Here is a 16,479-nt window from a genome sequence, read left to right as displayed (position 1 = left end):
CCGGGCCCGCAAGCGGCCCGGCCCCGGTACGGCTGGATCGGCTTAGAAGCTGAAGTTCACGCCGACCTTGATGTTGTGATGTTCGGGCGTGGAACGGGTCAGGACTGCATCGCCATCGCCCAGGTCATAGGTCACTTCGGACTTGCCGAAATTGCGGTACTGCCATTCCGCAAAGACCGAAAGGTTGTCGCGCATCTTCCGTTCAACGCCAAGGCCCAGCGAATAGCCGGTATCGGAATAGCTTTCGGTCATGTCCGCCAGCTTATAGTCGAAATCGCCATGGGTGACGCCGGCGGTGCCATAGACCAGGGTCTGCGGATCGACCGTATAGCCCGTCTTGAATTGCAGACCGGCGATGTAATTGACCGATGATTCAACCTCGACGTCCGTGGCACCCGCCACGCTGATCCGGTCCGTGGCGTCGATGCTGCCGCCCTCGATCCACAGCTCGGGGCCAAAGACCCAGTTCCCGCGCTGCCAGCGATAGCCTGCGTGAAGCCCTGCGTTCAGGCCTTTAAGATCGACGCTGCCCAGGTCATTCGCCCGCTCCACAAGGGTTCCCCCTTCGATCAGGTCCAGCCCGATCTCGTCGTCCCCGCCAAAGGCATAGCCGATCGAGCCACCCGCATATCCGCCGGACCAGGTGCCGGCAGGGGCGGCTTCGATCACCGGCGTGACTACCACAGGGTCGGCGACCGGGGCGACATATCCCCCTGCAAGGGCGCCGGATGCACTGGGGACAAGGCCAAAGGCGCATATCGCCAGAAACGAGGAATAACGCATCTAGAGCTCCTTTACATAGGATAATTCAACCGAAGCGCGGATCTTCCTGTTCGCATTGGAGATAAGCGCCATTTGTCTGCGCACCGATGATACATCCTGTGCGTGTAAACGGAAACCCCGCGCCTGACACTTGGGCGCGGCATTTCCGCCACAGCATCAGGTATCCAGGTTCTCGACGTTCAGCGCGTTCTGCTGGATGAATTCGCGGCGGGGTTCCACCACGTCGCCCATCAGCTTGGTGAACAGATCCTCGGCCTCGGCCACGTCCTCGACGCGCACCTGCAACATGGTGCGCGCAACGGGGTCCAGCGTGGTTTCCCACAACTGTTCCGGGTTCATCTCGCCCAGACCCTTGTAGCGTTGCAGCGACAGGCCCTTTTCGCCTTCCAGGAAGATCGCCTGCAACAGCCCCAGCGGCCCGAAGATCGGCTGGTCGCGGTCCTTTCGCACCAGCCGCGCGGGCCGGGCATAGACATCCTGCAAGGCTTGCGTCATCTCGCCCAAACGGCGGCTTTCGGCGCTGCGCAGCATCTGCCCGTCCAGGGTCCGGTTTTCCTCGACCCCGCGCAGGGTGCGGGTCAGGCGGATGCCTGCGTCCTGGGTCGGGCGACCGGTCCAGCCGCGTTCATATTCCTCTGCGATCATGTCGAGGCGCGCGGCAATGGCATCTGCCACGCCCTGGGCATCCCCGTCGATCCGGCCCGCCATCAGCGCCCCGGCAATGGCTGCCTGTTCGGTGACATGAGGCGGGTAATGGGTGGGATAGGCACGCAGCACGCGCCGCGCGGTCCGCGCCTCGTCCACGACACGCGCCAGATCCGCGCCCACGATTTCCTCGCCCGAGCCGAGGCGCAGCGCCGCGCCCTCGACCCCTTGCTGGATCAGGTAGTCTTCCAGGGCGGCTTCGTCCTTCAGGTAAACCTCGGACCGGCCGCGCGACACCTTATAAAGCGGCGGCTGCGCGATATACAGGTGGCCCGCGTCGATCAGGTCGGGCATCTGGCGGAAGAAGAAGGTCAGCAGCAGCGTGCGGATATGCGCGCCGTCCACGTCGGCGTCGGTCATGATGACGATCTTGTGGTAGCGCAGCTTGTTCAGGTTGAATTCGTCGCGCCCGATGCCGGTGCCAAGCGCGGTAATCAGCGTGCCGATCATTTCCGACGACAGCATCCGGTCAAAGCGCGCCCGTTCCACGTTCAGGATCTTGCCGCGTAGCGGCAGCACCGCCTGGTTCTGGCGCGACCGGCCCTGTTTTGCGGACCCGCCCGCGGAATCCCCCTCGACGATGAACAGTTCCGACAGCGCGGGATCCTTTTCCTGGCAGTCGGCCAGCTTGCCGGGCAGCGAGGCCACGTCCATCGCCGTCTTGCGGCGCGTCAGTTCGCGGGCCTTGCGCGCGGCTTCGCGGGCAAGGGCTGCCTCGACGATCTTGCCGGTGATGGCCTTGGCCTCGGAGGGGTTTTCCTCGAACCATTCGGCCAGCTTTTCGCCGACCAGGTTTTCCACTGCCGGACGAACTTCGCTGCTGACCAGCTTGTCCTTGGTCTGGCTGGAGAATTTGGGATCGGGCACCTTGACCGACAGCACGCAGGTCAGCCCCTCGCGCGCGTCATCGCCCGTGAAATCGACCTTTTCACGCTTGGCGATGCCGCTGTCCTGGGCATATTTCGTGATCATGCGGGTCAGCGCGCCGCGAAAGCCCGCCAGATGCGTGCCGCCGTCGCGTTGCGGGATGTTGTTGGTAAAGGGCAGCACCGTTTCGTGATAGCTGTCGTTCCACCACATCGCGACCTCGACCCCGATGCCGTTCCGTTCGCCAGTCATGAAGATCGGTTCCGGCATGACGGCGGCCTTGGAGCGGTCCAGGTATTTCACGAACTCCCGCACGCCGCCTTCATAGAACAGCTCAGTCCGCTGCACCTCGGCATGACGTTCGTCTTCCAGGATGATGCGGACGCCGCTGTTCAGGAAGGCCAGTTCCCGCAACCGGTTTTCCAGCGTCTTGTAGACGTAATCGAGATTGCTGAACGTGCCCTCGGAACCATCGGACTTGACCGAGGCGAGAAAGCGCACCTCGGTTCCCTTTTCCCCGGGCTCCGCATCGCCCACGACGCGCAGGTGTTCCACGGTGTCCCCGCGTTCGAAACGGGCGTAATGTTCGCGGCCGTTGCGCCAGACCCGCAGTTCCAGCCAGTCCGACAGGGCGTTCACGACCGACACGCCGACGCCGTGCAGGCCGCCCGAAACCTTGTAGCTGTTCTGGTCGAACTTTCCGCCCGCATGAAGCTGGGTCATGATGACCTCGGCCGCGCTGACGCCTTCGCCCGCGTGGATGTCGGTGGGAATGCCCCGGCCGTTGTCGCGGACGCTGACGCTGCTGTCGGCGTGGATTTTCACCTTCACATAGTCGGCGTGACCGGCCAAAGCCTCGTCAATGCCGTTGTCCACGACCTCGTAGACCATGTGATGAAGGCCGGACCCGTCGTCGGTATCGCCGATATACATGCCGGGCCGCTTCCTCACGGCTTCCAAGCCCTTGAGAACCTTGATGGAATCAGCGCCGTATTCGGCGGTCTGCGCGGCGGGTGCGGTCATGGGTGATGGTGTCCTGTTCCTGTGCTGTCGATATAAGGGTTCCGACAGTGAAAGTCACGGGAAAGACGGGATTTTTCTGTGTTTCCGGCGGGGTTCAGCCGGTCGTTTCGCTGGCTTGCGACAGGCCGGCCGTTTTCGCCACAGACAGGCGCCGGGCGCGGGCGGCAAGGCTGTCGAAAAGCTCGGCTCCGGTGCCGGTCAGCAGGCTTTGCGCGGGCAGGCCGCAGATGCGGTCATACAGGGCCGCGCGGCGGTCGGCGTCCAGATGGGCCGCGACTTCGTCCAGCAGCAGGACCACCGGCTGGTCCGGCAAGGCGCGGGCATTGGCCAGGATCAGCGACAACAGCAAGGCCTTCTGCTCTCCGGTCGAGGACAGGGCGGCAGGCATATCCTGCGGCCCCCAGGTTGCCCCCAGATCGGCCCGGTGCGGGCCGGTCAGCGTGCGCCCCGCCGCCAGATCGCGCGGACGCATGGCGGCCAGGCGGGCGGCGATGCTGTCCGGGTCGGGATCGTCCGCCACTCCTTCTCCGGGCAGCAGGGTCAGGGTGGCTGCAGGGAAATCGCCACCATCCTGCGCGGCGCTGATGGCCGACAGCGCCGCCTGACGGTTGCGGGTCAGCGCGCCGCCCGCATCCCCCATTTGCGCCTCTAGCGCGCGATACCAGCCGGGGTCGCTGATCTGGTCCTTCAACAGCCGGTTGCGTTCCCGCATCGCCTTGTCATAGGTCAGCGCCAGATCCGCATGATCGGGATAAAGGCTGAGGGTCACGCGGTCTAGGAATCGCCGCCGTGCCTCGGGCGGGTCGGACCACAGGCGGTCCATCGCAGGCACCAGCCAGATGATCCGCAACAGGCGCCCAAGCGCGGTCTGGGCCACGATCTTGTCGTCGATGGCGACGCTGCGGGGCTGGCCCGGCGGGGCCACGGTTTCCACCGGATGATCGTCGATCCTTGCCGTGATCCGCCAGCCCGCATCCTTGCCCTGGCGGGCCTGGTCGGGCGCGGGTGCGGACCGCAAACCACGGCCCGGGGCCAGCATGGATACCGCTTCCAGGATATTGGTCTTGCCGGACCCGTTCGGACCGAAGATCGCCAAGGGTCTTTGGTCCAGATCCAGCTCTAGCCGCGACCAGGACCGGAATTGCGCCAGCGAGATGTGGCCTAGCGTCACACCCGCATCGGCATGACGACATAAACCGCGCTCTGGTCGCCGCCTTCGCGGATTAATGCGGCGTCGCCCGAACCGTTGAACATGAAGACCGCGTTGTCGCGATCCACTTGGGATGCGATTTCCTGCAAATACTTGGCGTTGAAACCGATTTCCAGCGGCTCGTCGGCATAGGCGACGATCAGCTCCTCCTCGGCCGCGCCCGCGTCAGGGGCGTTCACCGACAGGATCAGCCGGTCCTGGTCCAGGGCCAGCTTGACCGCGCGGGACCGTTCGCTGCTGACGGTGGCGACCCGGTCCACGGCACGGGCGAAATCGGCGGCGTCAACCTCGAGCTTGCGGGCATTGTTCTGGGGGATCACGCGCGAGTAATCCGGGAACGTCCCGTCGATCACCTTTGATGTCAGCGTCAGCGTGGGCGTGGCGAACCGCACCTTGGTCTCGCTGACAGACACCGCGATGTCGACGTCGCCGTCGTCCAGCAGCTTGCGCAGTTCGGCAACCGTCTTGCGCGGCACGATCACGCCCGGCATCTCGTCCGCGCCAACCGGCAGGGGCGCGTCGATCCGCGCCAGCCGATGTCCGTCGGTCGCCACGCAGCGCAGCATCGGCTGACCATCGACCTGCGCCACGTGCATATAGACGCCGTTCAGATAGTAACGCGTTTCCTCGGTCGAGATGGCGAATTTCGCCTTGTCGAACAGGCGTCGCAGCATGTCGGCCTTGGCCTTGAAATTGGCGCTGTATTCGGACGAGGCCATGACCGGGAAATCCTCGCGCGGCAGCGTGGCCAGGCTGAAGGAGGATCGCCCCGCCTGAACCGCCAGCCGCCCTGTCGCATCGTCGCTGCTGATCTGCACCAAGGCGCCGTCGGGCAGTTTCCGCGCGATCTCGTTCAGCATGACTGCGCTGACGGTGGTGGCGCCAGGGCGTTCGACCTGGGCCGGGGCCTGGTCCACGACCTCGGTATCCAGGTCGGTGGCGCGGAAACTGACGCCCTCGGGCGCGGCCTCGATCAGCACGTTGGCCAGAATCGGAATGGTGTTGCGACGTTCCACAACCGATTGGGCCTGAGAGACGGCCTTGACCAGAACGGCGCGCTCGATCGAGAATTTCATCACGTTTCCCTGTGAATATGGCCAACCCGGCCCGTCTGCGGACCTGATTTGTAACCAGCCATGAGGGCGGTCACAAGGGTTTCGTGAGGCTTTTGGGGATCAGGCTTCCAGCAGGCGTTTCAGCAGCGCCACGTCCTCGGCCAGGGCATGATCCTCGACGGCCAGTTCCTCGACCTTGCGGATGCCGTGCATGATCGTGGTGTGGTCGCGCCCGCCGAAGCGGCGTCCGATTTCCGGCAGTGACCGGCTGGTCAGCTGCTTGGACAGATACATGGCGATCTGGCGCGGACGGGCGACGTTGCGGGCGCGTTTCGGACCGATCATGTCGGCCAGGCGGATGTTGTAATGTTCCGCCACCTTGCGCTGGATGTCGTCGATCGAGATCTTGCGGTCGTTGGTGCGCAAGATGTCGGCCAGGCATTCCTGGGCCACTTCCAGCGTGATTTCGCGACGCAGCAGACTGGCATGGGCAAACAGGCGCTGCAACGCGCCTTCCAGCACGCGGACGTTGGTGGTGATCCGATGCGCCAAGAATTCCAGAACGCCGGTGCCGATTTCCAGATCCGGCTGCTGGGCGCGGAAGCCCTCGGTCTTGGATTGCAGGATGCCCAGGCGCAATTCATAGGTCGTGGGATGCAGGTCCACGATCAGCCCGCAGGACAGGCGCGACTTGATGCGTTCCTCAAGGCCCTTGATCTCGGCCGGGGCGCGGTCGGCGGAAATCACGATCTGCTTGCCCTGGTCGACCAGGGCGTTGAAGGTGTGGAAGAATTCTTCCTGGGTGCTGTCCTTGCCGGCGATGAACTGCACGTCGTCCACCATCAGCATGTTCACGTTGCGGAACATGCTCTTGAAATCCATGATGGAACTTTCGCGCAAGGCCTGCACGAAGCGGTACATGAACTGTTCCGCCGACAGATACAGAACCTGCGCGGCCGGATGATTGACCTGATAGTCATGGGCGATGGCGTGCATCAGGTGCGTCTTGCCCAAGCCTACGCCGCCATACAGGAACAGGGGGTTGAAGCCCACCGGCCCGCCCTCGGCCACGCGGCGCGCGGCGGCATGGGCCAGTTCGTTGGGTTTGCCGACGACGAAATTGCCGAATGTGTATCGCGGATCCAGCGGCGCGCCCAGATCGGCGCGCGCCACGCGAACGGATGCAGGGGCTGCGGCGGATGCGACGGGGCGGGCTGGCTTGGCCGGGGCGGCAGCAGCAGGACGGGCGCGGCCAGGGGCCTGCTGGGGCACGACCTCGAAGCGCAGGCGTTCCACGGGGGCGCCATGGCGGCTGAGCTCGCCCAGGATGTCCTTGGCAAAGTGGCGGTTCACCCAGTCCGAGATGAAGCGGGTCGGACTGGCGAAATGGGCAATGCCCGCATCCACGCCGGTCAGGCGCAGGGGCTTGATCCAATGGTTGAAATTGTTCGGTCCCACGCTTGTTTCAAGCGCGGCGCATGCCTGGCCCCAGATCTCGTCCATGGTCTTGCCCTATCTATCCTGTCCCCAGCCTTCGCCGGACCTTCCGGCGAAACAGGATCCGCGACGCGCATCGGGAAGGCGGAACTGCGGCAATACCCCACCCTGCGGCCCAAGACGGGTCACATGACGGGGCTTTCGCCCGAAATCCCAATCCAAGACACGGGTTTCGCGCAGCCGGTGGCAGCCGTCTGCAAGAACAACCCGAGGGCTGACAAAGGCGCCTGAAGCCTTTTGGCCCGACCGATGCCCGCGACCCTTTCGGATTCGCCTAGGGCCCGGCCCGTCCCCCAACACAGCGACGTGAATCGCCCCATGAGGTTAGCAATGGCGCACCCCATGCTGCAACCGAACTATCTGCTTGACAGGGGCTTTGCCAAATCGAATCTGCGAGACCCTTGACTCGAAAGGAAAGAATCCTGAACACCTTGATATGTAGTCATTTTTGCAACATTCGCAGGCGCAGAAACGCAAATCGGGCACGGATTTGCATCCGCGCCCGGCCGGGGTTTCAGGCCCCTCGGGGCCGTGATTTCAAGGAAATCCGCACCGGAACCGATGCGGAAATCAGGGCAGGATCAGACTGCCGAAAGCGCCTTCACGCGCGATGCCAGACGCGAGATTTTCCGCGATGCAGTATTCTTGTGGACCACGCCCTTGGTCACGCCGCGCATCAGTTCGGGCTGAGCCGCCTGGAGGGCTGCCTTTGCCGCCTCGGCATTGCCCGAGGCAATCGCTTCCTCGACCTTGCGGATAAAGGTACGGATGCGCGAACGGCGGGCCTTGTTCACATCGGTGCGGCGCTCGATCTGGCGGGCGCGTTTCTTGGATTGGGGCGTATTGGCCATGGGTCTTGTCCTGTTCAGGTCTTCAGCGGTTCAAGTGCGCAAAAGACCCAAAGCACCGCTTCCCGGGGAAAGCGGTCATGATTCTTGCCTAAGCGGGCCCACGCGCATGTAAGCCGGGGCATATAAGGCAAGCCGGCCCGAAAGGAAAGCCCGAAATCAGCGGTCGCGGAACTGCGGTTCGCGCTTTTCCAGAAAGGCCGCCATGCCTTCCTTCTGGTCCTCGGTCGAAAACAGCGCCTGGAAGTTGCGCCGCTCGAACAGGATGCCTTCGGTCATGGTCGTCTCATAGGCGCGGTTGACGGTCTCTTTCGCGGCCTTGACGGAAACCTGGGACTTTTCCGCGATCTTGCGGGCGGCGGCCATGGCCTCGGGGATCAGCTTGGCTGTGGGCACCACGCGGCTGACAAGGCCCGACCGTTCGGCCTCGGCCGCGTCCATGAAGCGCCCGGTCAGGTGCATGTCCATGGCCTTGGACTTGCCCACGAAGCGCGTGAGCCGCTGCGTGCCGCCGATGCCCGCAATGACGCCCAGGTTGATTTCCGGCTGGCCGAACTTGGCGGTATCGGAGGCGATGATGAAATCGCAGATCATCGCCAGTTCGCATCCCCCGCCCAGGGCATAGCCGCTGACGGCGGCGATGATGGGCTTGCGGATGCGGGTGATGGCGTCGATCCTGGCGCCGAACAGATCCTCGTCATAGGCGTCCACAAAGGTCTTGGTGGACATTTCCTTGATGTCGGCCCCTGCGGCGAAGGCCTTTTCGCTGCCGGTCAGCACCACGCAGCGGATCTTGTCGTTGCGATCAGCTTCGGCCAGGGCCTGGCCCAGTTCCGTGATTAGCACGGTGTTCAGCGCGTTCAGCGCCTCGGGGCGGTTCAGGCGGATCAGGGCAACGCTGTCCTCGATCTCGACGATGATGGTGTCATAGGCCATGTGCGGCGTCCCGTTGCAAAAACGTTTCGCCGGACCCTATCAAAAGCGGCGGCGGAAAGCCAAGCGGGCTAGCGCTGACACATGGGGCAGTAAAAGCTGGACCGCCCCCCCTGCACGATCCGGCGGATGATGCCCGCGCAACCGTGGGTGGGGCAGGGCGCGCCCTCGCGGTCGTAAACGCGGAAGCTGTGCTGGAAATAGCCTAGTTCCCCGCTGGCCTGCCGATGGTCGCGCAGAGACGACCCGCCTGCCGCAATGGCGTCTGTCAGCACGTCGCGGATATGGCCCACAAGCGCGGCGATCCGCGCGGCCCCGATGCGCCCCGCCGCCCGCCGCGGATCGATGCCCGCGCGGTGCAACGCCTCGGACACATAGATGTTGCCCAGGCCCGCGACGATCCGCTGGTCCAGCAGCGCCTGTTTCACCGGCACGCGCCGTCCCCCAAAGGCCGTGGCCAGATAGGCAGGCGTGAAGGCGTCGTCGAAGGGTTCCGGGCCAAGATGATCCAGCAGTGGATGGGACACCCCTTCGCGGATCAGATCGACCATGCCAAAGCGGCGTGCGTCGTTGAAGGTGACGGTGGTGCCCCCGTCCATCACCAGCACCACATGGTCGTGGCGCGGCAGGATCGCCGGATCGCGGTTGAAATCCCCCAGACTGCCGCCTTGGACCAGCATCCGTCCCGACATGCCCAGGTGCATCAGCAGCGTGCCGCCCCGGTCCAGATCCGCCAGCAGGTATTTCGACCGCCGCCGCAGCGCCGTCACCCTGGCCCCCGTCAGCACCTGCACAAGATCGACCGGCATGGGCCATCGCAGGTCGGGGCGGCGAACTTCGGCCCGCGCGATGCGTTGGCCTTCCAGATGCGGCAACAGGCCGCGGCGGACGGTTTCGACTTCGGGCAGTTCTGGCAATCCGGTCCCTTTCGAGGTTTTGTATGGTGCGACACAGCGCACCGGGCCATTGTGCGCCGCGCAGGCCGGGCTTATCTGGCGATGAAACAGCGGATCGGCAAGCGGATGAGCGACAAGAAGCAGACCCATTTTGGATTCCAGACCGTGGACGAGGATGCCAAGGCCGGCATGGTCCACGAGGTCTTTTCCAGTGTCGCCAGCCGTTACGACCTGATGAACGACTTGATGAGCGCGGGCGTCCACCGCGTCTGGAAGAACGCCATGATGGACTGGCTGGCCCCGCGCGACGGCCAGCACCTGCTGGACGTGGCGGGCGGCACGGGCGATGTCGCCTTCCGCTTCCTAGACCGCGCGCCGGGCGGGCGGGTCACCGTTTGCGACATGACCGAATCCATGCTGGTCGAGGGGCGCAAGCGCGCTGATGCCGTGGAAAAGGGCGACCGGCTGGCTTGGGTCACGGGCGATGCGATGGCGCTGCCTTTCGCGGACAACAGCTTCGACCGCTATACGATCAGCTTCGGCATCCGCAACGTCACCCGCATCCCCGACGCCCTGGCCGAGGCGTATCGCGTCCTGAAACCCGGCGGGCGGCTGATGGTGCTGGAGTTCAGCCAGATCCCGGTGCCTGCGATGCAATGGGCCTATGACCGTTACAGCTTCAACGTCATCCCGGCCATGGGGCAGGCGGTGACGGGGGATCGCGACAGCTATCAATACCTGGTCGAATCGATCCGCAAGTTCCCCGACCAGGACGCATTCGCCGACATGATCCGGGCCGCGGGCTTTGGCCGCGTGCAATACCGCAACCTTTCGATGGGAATTGCCGCGCTGCATTCGGGCTGGAAGCTTTGAGAGGGCCGCACAATCTTTTGCGCCTGATCCGCACCGGCGCCACATTCGAACGCACCGGCGCCATGCGCGCGGTCCTGGACGCGGTTGATGCGCCGCCCCGCCTGCGTATCGCGGCGCGCGTGATGGGCTGGCCGTTCCGCTGGCTAGGCTACAAGGGCGATCCGGACCTGCCGCCGATCACCCGGGCAATCACCGCGCTTGGCCCCGCCTATATCAAGTTCGGCCAGATCCTGTCCACGCGCGCCGATGTGGTGGGCATCGAGATGGCAAACCAGTTGCGGATGCTGCAAGATCGCCTGCCGCCCTTTCCCACTGACATCGCCAAGGACATCATCCTGGCCGACCTGCGCCAGCCGGTCGATCAGCTGTTTTCCGAATTTTCCGAACCCGTGGCGGCGGCCTCCATTGCCCAGGTTCACCGCGCGCGGGTGCGCGAAACGGGCCGAGAGGTAGCGGTCAAGGTGCTGCGCCCCGGCATCGCTGCCGCCTTTCGCCGCGACATCGACGCGTTCCATTTCGCCGCTGGCATCATCGAGTTCCTGTCGCCCGGCAGCCGCCGTTTGCGCCCGCGCGACGTGGTGCGCCATTTCGAAGCCACCGTCACCGGCGAGCAGGACATGCGGCTGGAAGCGGCCAATGCGTCGGAATTTGCCGAAAACACCAAGGGTGACGCGGGCTTTGCCCTGCCTGTTCCGCATTGGGAATTGTCATCGCGCCGGGTGCTGACTGCGGACTGGGTAGAGGGGCTGCCGATGGGCGATCGCGCGGCCCTGGTGGCGGCGGGGCACGATGTCAGCCGCATCGCCACGCGGGTGATCCAGTTGTTCCTGCAGCACGCGCTGCGCGACGGGTTCTTTCATGCCGATATGCACCACGGCAACCTCAAGGTCGGGGCCAATGGCGACGTCCTGGCCTATGACTTCGGCATCATGGGCGAGATCGACGAATATACCCGCCGCATCTATGCCGAGATTCTGTACGGCTTCATCCAGCGGGATTACCGCCGCGTGGCCCGCGTCCATTTCGAGGCGGGATACGTTCCCCGCGACCGGGACGAGGCCGCCTTTGCCCGCGCGCTCCGCGCCGTCGGCGAACCCATCTTCGGCGCCAATGCCAGCCGGATTTCCATGGCGAACCTGCTTGCCTATCTGTTCGAGGTGACGGAACGCTTCGGGATGCAGACCCAGACGCAACTGATCCTGCTGCAACGCACCATGGTGGTGGTGGAAGGCGTAGCCCGGTCGGTCGATCCGCAACTGAACATCTGGGACGCGGCCAAGCCGGTGGTATCGGATTACATCCGGTCCAACATAGGGCCCAAGGCGCTTGCGGGCGACATGGCACGGGTTGCGCAAACAGTCGGGCGATACGGACCCCTGCTGCCGCGCATCGTTGAACAGGCCTTGTGGGACCGCGCCCATCCCGAACAGGCACGCCTGGTCCAGCCGGTGCTTGTCAAGCGCGGCGCGCCGGTCTGGCTGGCAGTGGTGCTGGCGCTTGGCGCGGGGGCGGCGGCAGGAATTGTGCTGGTCTAGAGCGTGTCGCGGGCATCGAGATTCAGGATTCCCAGCTTGCCTATGATGTGCTTCCCTTCTGCTGAGGCAGGTATGGGGGAGTTGATGGGCAAGCCACATCCAATGGAGCTTCGGACGCGCGACGGACCCCTCCTCCCCTTGGTCCGGTCGTTGGCGGCAACGGCCCTTCTCCTCCCTGGCCGTGCCGCACCCCAAACGCGGCCCTCCCTCCTCCCTGGGCCAGCGTTCCGCGGCGGCGCCCCTCCTCCTCCCTGGGCGCCGCCGCTTTTCATTTCAGCCATCGGAACCCCGCCCCCAAGCCCGCGTTGTCGCGGCAGTGAAAAGGGAGACGGCCATGACCAAATTCCGTGTCGGATCAAAGGTCGAATGGGATTGGGGCAAGGGAACCGCCACGGGCAAGGTTGCCAAATCCTTCAGCGACCCGGTCGAGCGCACCATCAAGGGCGCCACGGTCAAGCGGAACGCCGACACGGAAAACCCCGCCTACCTGATCGAACAGGATGACGGTGACCGGGTGCTGAAAAGCCATTCCGAACTGCGCAAGGCGACATAAGCCTTTTCCCGCCAACCCCGGCGGGCTAAGGCCCGTCCATGCTCAGTTACCAACACGCCTATCACGCGGGAAACCTGGCGGACCTGCACAAGCACGCGCTGCTGGCCGTCGCCCTGGATTACCTGACCCGCAAGGACAAGCCGCTGTCCTATCTGGAAACCCATGCCGGACGCGGGCTTTACCGGCTGGACGGGGCCCAGGCCGCCAAGACAGGCGAAGCCCGCGCCGGCATCCAGCGGGCCGAGGCCGAAGGCTGGCTGCCCCCCGATCACCCCCTTCTGGGCGCCTTGGCACAGGTCCGGCGCAGTTACGGCCCACAGGCCTATCCAGGCTCGCCGCTGATCGCCGCGCATTTCCTGCGCCGGGGGGATTCCGCGCATCTGGCGGAACTGCACCCTGGCGAATACGACGCCTTGACCCATGTGGCGGGCTTTGCCGCTCTGCATCGGCAGGACGGGTTCCAGATGGCGCAGGCGATCTGCCCGCCGACCCCCCGACGCGGGCTGATCCTGATCGACCCCAGTTACGAGGTGAAGACGGATTACACGACGATCCCCCGTCAGATCGGGTTGATCGCGCGCAAATGGAACGTGGGCGTCATTGCGCTGTGGTATCCGATCCTGACCGATGAACGCCACCTGCCGATGCTGGACGCGCTGACCGCCGCCCATCCCGGTGCCCTGCGATCCGAGGTGAGGTTTCCACCCGCCCGTCCCGGCCATTGGATGATCGGGTCGGGCCTGTGGATGCTGAACGCCCCCTTTGGCCTGGTGGACGAAGCCTCGCGCCTGGACGCCATCTTCTGCCGCAATGCGTAACCGGGGGGATTCCCCCGCCCCCGGCGCTGTGGCATGATCCACCCGTCCAACCGAAACGGCCTTTCCATGTCGCAGCGTCTTTCCATCAGCGCCACTGTTCTTCTGGCCCTGGCCGTCGCCCTGGGCCTGTATTTCGCCTTTGCCGCCGTGCAAGGCCCCTCGGGCATCCTGCGCCGCATCCAGGTCGAGGCGGAAACCCTGGAACTGGCCGCCGAGCGCGACCGGCTGAAGGCAGAGGTGCACGAGATGCAGAACCTGACCCGGCGGATGTCGGATGAGTATCTGGACCTCGATCTTCTGGACGAACGTGCCCGCGAAATGCTGGGCCTGATCCGCGCGGACGAGGTGATCCTGCGCTGAACAACACGTTTCGTTCGCGGATTGCACGCCCCATTTCGATGCGCTACGGATAGTTTAACGCTGAACTATTCTGACCGCGCATCCAAGGAAGGAACCCCCGCATGGCCAGGAAGCCTGCTTCCGCCGCCGAGACGCAACCCAACGTGTCCCGCGACGAACTGCTGCAATATTACCGCGACATGCTGCTGATCCGCCGGTTCGAGGAAAAAGCAGGCCAGCTTTACGGCATGGGCCTGATCGGCGGATTCTGCCACCTCTATATCGGCCAGGAAGCGGTCGTCGTCGGCCTGGAAGCGGCCACGAAGGAAGGCGACAAGCGCATCACCTCGTATCGCGATCACGGGCATATGCTTGCCTGCGGGATGGAAGCGCGCGGCGTGATGGCCGAACTGACCGGGCGCGAGGGGGGATACTCCAAGGGCAAGGGCGGCTCGATGCATATGTTCAGCCGCGAAAAGCATTTCTATGGCGGCCACGGCATCGTGGCAGCCCAGGTGCCGCTGGGCGCGGGCCTGGCGTTCGCCGACAAATACCTGGGCAATGACAATGTGACATTCGCCTATTTCGGCGATGGCGCCGCGAATCAGGGCCAGGTTTACGAAACCTACAACATGGCCGTGCTGTGGGATCTGCCGGTGATCTTCGTGATCGAGAACAACCAGTATGCCATGGGCACCTCGATGAAGCGGTCCACCCGGTCCAACACGCTGTTCGGTCGGGGCGAGGCCTTTGGCATCCCGGGCGAACAGGTGGATGGCATGGACGTGCTGGCGGTCAAGGCGGCGGGCGAAAAGGCCGTGGCCCACTGCCGGGCGGGCAAGGGGCCTTATATCCTTGAGGTGATGACCTATCGCTATCGCGGCCATTCGATGTCGGATCCGGCGAAGTACCGTACGCGCGAGGAAGTCCAGAAGATGCGCGACGAACGCGATGCCATTGAACACGTCCGCGAACTGCTGCTGCAAGGGCGCCATGTGTCCGAAGACGACCTGAAGGCCATCGACAAGGACATCAAGGACATCGTGAACGATTCCGCCGAGTTCGCGAAGGAAAGCCCGGAACCGGCGCTGGAAGAACTGTGGACCGACATTTACGCCGAAGACCTGCCCCAGGGCAGCGCCGAAGAAGTTGCCTGAGGGAGGGTTGAACGAATGGCTACTGAAATCCTGATGCCCGCCCTGTCCCCCACGATGGAGGAAGGCACGCTGGCGAAATGGCTGAAGAAGGAAGGCGACGCGGTCAAATCCGGCGACATCATCGCCGAGATCGAGACCGACAAGGCGACCATGGAATTCGAGGCCGTGGATGAAGGCATCCTGGGCAAGATCCTGATCGCCGAAGGCTCGCAAGGGGTCAAGGTGAACACCCCCATCGCCGTCCTGGTCGAGGAAGGCGAATCCGCCGATGACGTGAAGACCGAAGCGCCCAAGGCCGAGGCCGCCCCGGCCGAGGCGAAATCCGAAGCCCCCGCCGCCTCTGCCGTCGAACAGGTCAAGACCCCGGAACCCGACCGCAGCCCGGACTGGCCCGAAGGCACCAAGATGAAGACCATGACCGTGCGGGAAGCCCTGCGCGAGGCCATGGCCGAGGAAATGGAGCGCGACGAGACCGTCTTCCTGATGGGCGAGGAAGTCGGCGAATACCAGGGCGCCTACAAGATCAGCCAGGGCCTGCTGGACCGCTTCGGTCCGCGCCGCGTCGTCGACACCCCCATCAGCGAGATCGGTTTTGCGGGCATCGGCACCGGCGCCGCCCTGGCCGGCCTGCGCCCCATTGTCGAGTTCATGACCTTCAACTTCTCCATGCAGGCAATGGATCACATCATCAACTCGGCCGCCAAGACCCTGTATATGTCGGGCGGCCAGATGGGCTGCCCCATCGTGTTCCGCGGTCCGAACGGCGCCGCCGCCCGCGTCGGCGCCCAGCACAGTCAGGATTACGCGGCCTGGTATTCCTCGATCCCCGGCCTCAAGGTGGTGATGCCCTACAGCGCAGCGGATGCGAAAGGGTTGATGAAACAGGCGATCCGCGATCCGAACCCGGTCATCTTCCTGGAAAACGAGATCCTCTATGGCCGGTCCTTCGAAGTGCCGGACCTGCCGGACTTCACCATCCCCTTCGGCAAGGCCCGCATCGCGCGCACCGGCAAGGACGTGACGATCATCAGCTTCGGCATCGGCATGGCCCATTCGCTTGAAGCCGCCGACAAGCTGGCCCAGGAGGGGATCGAGGCCGAGGTGATCGACCTGCGCACCCTGCGCCCCATCGACTATGCCACGATCATCGAATCGGTGAAGAAGACCAACCGCGTGGTGACGGTCGAGGAAGGTTTCCCCGTGGGGTCCATCGGCAACCACCTGTCGGCCTATATCATGGAAAACGCCTTCGATTACCTGGACGCGCCGGTGATCAACTGCACCGGCAAGGACGTGCCCATGCCTTACGCCGCCAACCTGGAAAAACTGGCCCTGATCACCTCTGCCGAGGTCGTCGAGGCAGTCAAGAAAGTCACCTACCGCTAAG

General features: G+C 64.4%; 15 protein-coding genes. 7 read left to right on the top strand and 8 right to left on the bottom strand.

The features are described 5' to 3' along the window. Positions 1-42 precede the first annotated feature (42 nt). The 8 genes from Q5701_RS01580 to mutM all read right to left on the bottom strand — a co-directional run bounded on the left by Q5701_RS01580 (position 43) and on the right by mutM (position 9,838). On the bottom strand, positions 43-783 hold the full coding sequence (locus tag Q5701_RS01580) for an outer membrane protein (protein ID WP_306753411.1): 741 nt from the start codon (positions 781-783) through the stop codon (positions 43-45). A 156-nt stretch (positions 784-939) separates the two neighbouring features. Beyond that, positions 940-3,378 (bottom strand): DNA topoisomerase (ATP-hydrolyzing) subunit B, encoded by a 2,439-nt coding sequence (gene gyrB / locus Q5701_RS01575; RefSeq protein ID WP_306753410.1) that lies wholly within the window; start codon positions 3,376-3,378, stop codon positions 940-942. A gap of 94 nt (positions 3,379-3,472) precedes the next feature. Next, complete coding sequence (recF, locus tag Q5701_RS01570; protein WP_306753409.1) at positions 3,473-4,549, bottom strand: DNA replication/repair protein RecF; 1,077 nt, start codon at positions 4,547-4,549, stop codon at positions 3,473-3,475. Then, on the bottom strand, positions 4,546-5,664 hold the full coding sequence (dnaN, locus tag Q5701_RS01565) for a DNA polymerase III subunit beta (protein ID WP_306753408.1): 1,119 nt from the start codon (positions 5,662-5,664) through the stop codon (positions 4,546-4,548). Before dnaN ends, recF begins: the two co-directional genes overlap by 4 nt. A 99-nt stretch (positions 5,665-5,763) precedes the next feature. After that, positions 5,764-7,146: a chromosomal replication initiator protein DnaA gene (gene dnaA / locus Q5701_RS01560; RefSeq protein WP_306753407.1), complete on the bottom strand. Its 1,383-nt coding sequence runs from the start codon at positions 7,144-7,146 to the stop codon at positions 5,764-5,766. 575 nt (positions 7,147-7,721) lie between these two features. Beyond that, a complete protein-coding gene (gene rpsT, locus Q5701_RS01555; RefSeq protein WP_234854319.1) occupies positions 7,722-7,991 on the bottom strand; it encodes a 30S ribosomal protein S20 in 270 nt (89 codons plus the stop codon). Positions 7,992-8,147: 156 nt separating this feature from the next. After that, a complete protein-coding gene (locus Q5701_RS01550) occupies positions 8,148-8,924 on the bottom strand; it encodes an enoyl-CoA hydratase (RefSeq protein WP_306753406.1) in 777 nt (258 codons plus the stop codon). 68 nt (positions 8,925-8,992) lie between these two features. Then, on the bottom strand, positions 8,993-9,838 hold the full coding sequence (gene mutM, locus Q5701_RS01545) for a bifunctional DNA-formamidopyrimidine glycosylase/DNA-(apurinic or apyrimidinic site) lyase (protein ID WP_306753405.1): 846 nt from the start codon (positions 9,836-9,838) through the stop codon (positions 8,993-8,995). Positions 9,839-9,943: 105 nt separating this feature from the next. Between mutM and ubiE the strand changes: the two genes are divergently transcribed. The 7 genes from ubiE (at position 9,944) to Q5701_RS01510 (ending at position 16,478) form a co-directional block, all read left to right on the top strand. Then, positions 9,944-10,690 carry a bifunctional demethylmenaquinone methyltransferase/2-methoxy-6-polyprenyl-1,4-benzoquinol methylase UbiE gene (ubiE, locus tag Q5701_RS01540; protein WP_306753404.1) on the top strand — a complete coding sequence of 249 codons (747 nt, stop codon included), beginning with the start codon at positions 9,944-9,946 and terminating at the stop codon, positions 10,688-10,690. Then, positions 10,687-12,225 (top strand): 2-polyprenylphenol 6-hydroxylase, encoded by a 1,539-nt coding sequence (ubiB, locus tag Q5701_RS01535; RefSeq protein WP_306753403.1) that lies wholly within the window; start codon positions 10,687-10,689, stop codon positions 12,223-12,225. Before ubiE ends, ubiB begins: the two co-directional genes overlap by 4 nt. Before the next feature lie 334 nt (positions 12,226-12,559). Then, complete coding sequence (locus Q5701_RS01530) at positions 12,560-12,778, top strand: hypervirulence associated TUDOR domain-containing protein (RefSeq protein WP_306753402.1); 219 nt, start codon at positions 12,560-12,562, stop codon at positions 12,776-12,778. 38 nt (positions 12,779-12,816) lie between these two features. Further along, on the top strand, positions 12,817-13,596 hold the full coding sequence (gene rlmJ, locus Q5701_RS01525; protein WP_306753401.1) for a 23S rRNA (adenine(2030)-N(6))-methyltransferase RlmJ: 780 nt from the start codon (positions 12,817-12,819) through the stop codon (positions 13,594-13,596). Between the two features lie 66 nt (positions 13,597-13,662). Then, entirely contained in the window at positions 13,663-13,956 is a 294-nt protein-coding gene (locus Q5701_RS01520; protein ID WP_306753400.1) for an FtsB family cell division protein, read from the top strand. Positions 13,957-14,057: 101 nt separating this feature from the next. Then, positions 14,058-15,092: a pyruvate dehydrogenase (acetyl-transferring) E1 component subunit alpha gene (gene pdhA / locus Q5701_RS01515; RefSeq protein ID WP_234855126.1), complete on the top strand. Its 1,035-nt coding sequence runs from the start codon at positions 14,058-14,060 to the stop codon at positions 15,090-15,092. A 15-nt stretch (positions 15,093-15,107) separates the two neighbouring features. After that, positions 15,108-16,478 carry a pyruvate dehydrogenase complex E1 component subunit beta gene (locus tag Q5701_RS01510; protein ID WP_306753399.1) on the top strand — a complete coding sequence of 457 codons (1,371 nt, stop codon included), beginning with the start codon at positions 15,108-15,110 and terminating at the stop codon, positions 16,476-16,478. The last annotated feature ends 1 nt before the right edge of the window (position 16,479 follow it).

The organism is Paracoccus actinidiae, from assembly GCF_030863885.1.
In the GTDB taxonomy this organism is placed as follows: domain Bacteria; phylum Pseudomonadota; class Alphaproteobacteria; order Rhodobacterales; family Rhodobacteraceae; genus Paracoccus; species Paracoccus everestensis.
This window is presented reverse-complemented; position numbering and strand designations above follow the sequence as displayed.

What these genes read in the sequence shown, in the direction of transcription:
- Q5701_RS01580 (WP_306753411.1), bottom strand. Translation starts at nt 783, where the DNA reads ATGCGTTATTCCTCGTTTCTGGCGATATGCGCCTTTGGCCTTGTCCCC.
- gyrB (WP_306753410.1), bottom strand. Translation starts at nt 3,378, where the DNA reads ATGACCGCACCCGCCGCGCAGACCGCCGAATACGGCGCTGATTCCATC.
- dnaN (WP_306753408.1), bottom strand. Translation starts at nt 5,664, where the DNA reads ATGAAATTCTCGATCGAGCGCGCCGTTCTGGTCAAGGCCGTCTCTCAG.
- dnaA (WP_306753407.1), bottom strand. Translation starts at nt 7,146, where the DNA reads ATGGACGAGATCTGGGGCCAGGCATGCGCCGCGCTTGAAACAAGCGTG.
- rpsT (WP_234854319.1), bottom strand. Translation starts at nt 7,991, where the DNA reads ATGGCCAATACGCCCCAATCCAAGAAACGCGCCCGCCAGATCGAGCGC.
- Q5701_RS01550 (WP_306753406.1), bottom strand. Translation starts at nt 8,924, where the DNA reads ATGGCCTATGACACCATCATCGTCGAGATCGAGGACAGCGTTGCCCTG.
- ubiE (WP_306753404.1), top strand. Translation starts at nt 9,944, where the DNA reads ATGAGCGACAAGAAGCAGACCCATTTTGGATTCCAGACCGTGGACGAG.
- Q5701_RS01530 (WP_306753402.1), top strand. Translation starts at nt 12,560, where the DNA reads ATGACCAAATTCCGTGTCGGATCAAAGGTCGAATGGGATTGGGGCAAG.
- rlmJ (WP_306753401.1), top strand. Translation starts at nt 12,817, where the DNA reads ATGCTCAGTTACCAACACGCCTATCACGCGGGAAACCTGGCGGACCTG.
- Q5701_RS01520 (WP_306753400.1), top strand. Translation starts at nt 13,663, where the DNA reads ATGTCGCAGCGTCTTTCCATCAGCGCCACTGTTCTTCTGGCCCTGGCC.
- pdhA (WP_234855126.1), top strand. Translation starts at nt 14,058, where the DNA reads ATGGCCAGGAAGCCTGCTTCCGCCGCCGAGACGCAACCCAACGTGTCC.
- Q5701_RS01510 (WP_306753399.1), top strand. Translation starts at nt 15,108, where the DNA reads ATGGCTACTGAAATCCTGATGCCCGCCCTGTCCCCCACGATGGAGGAA.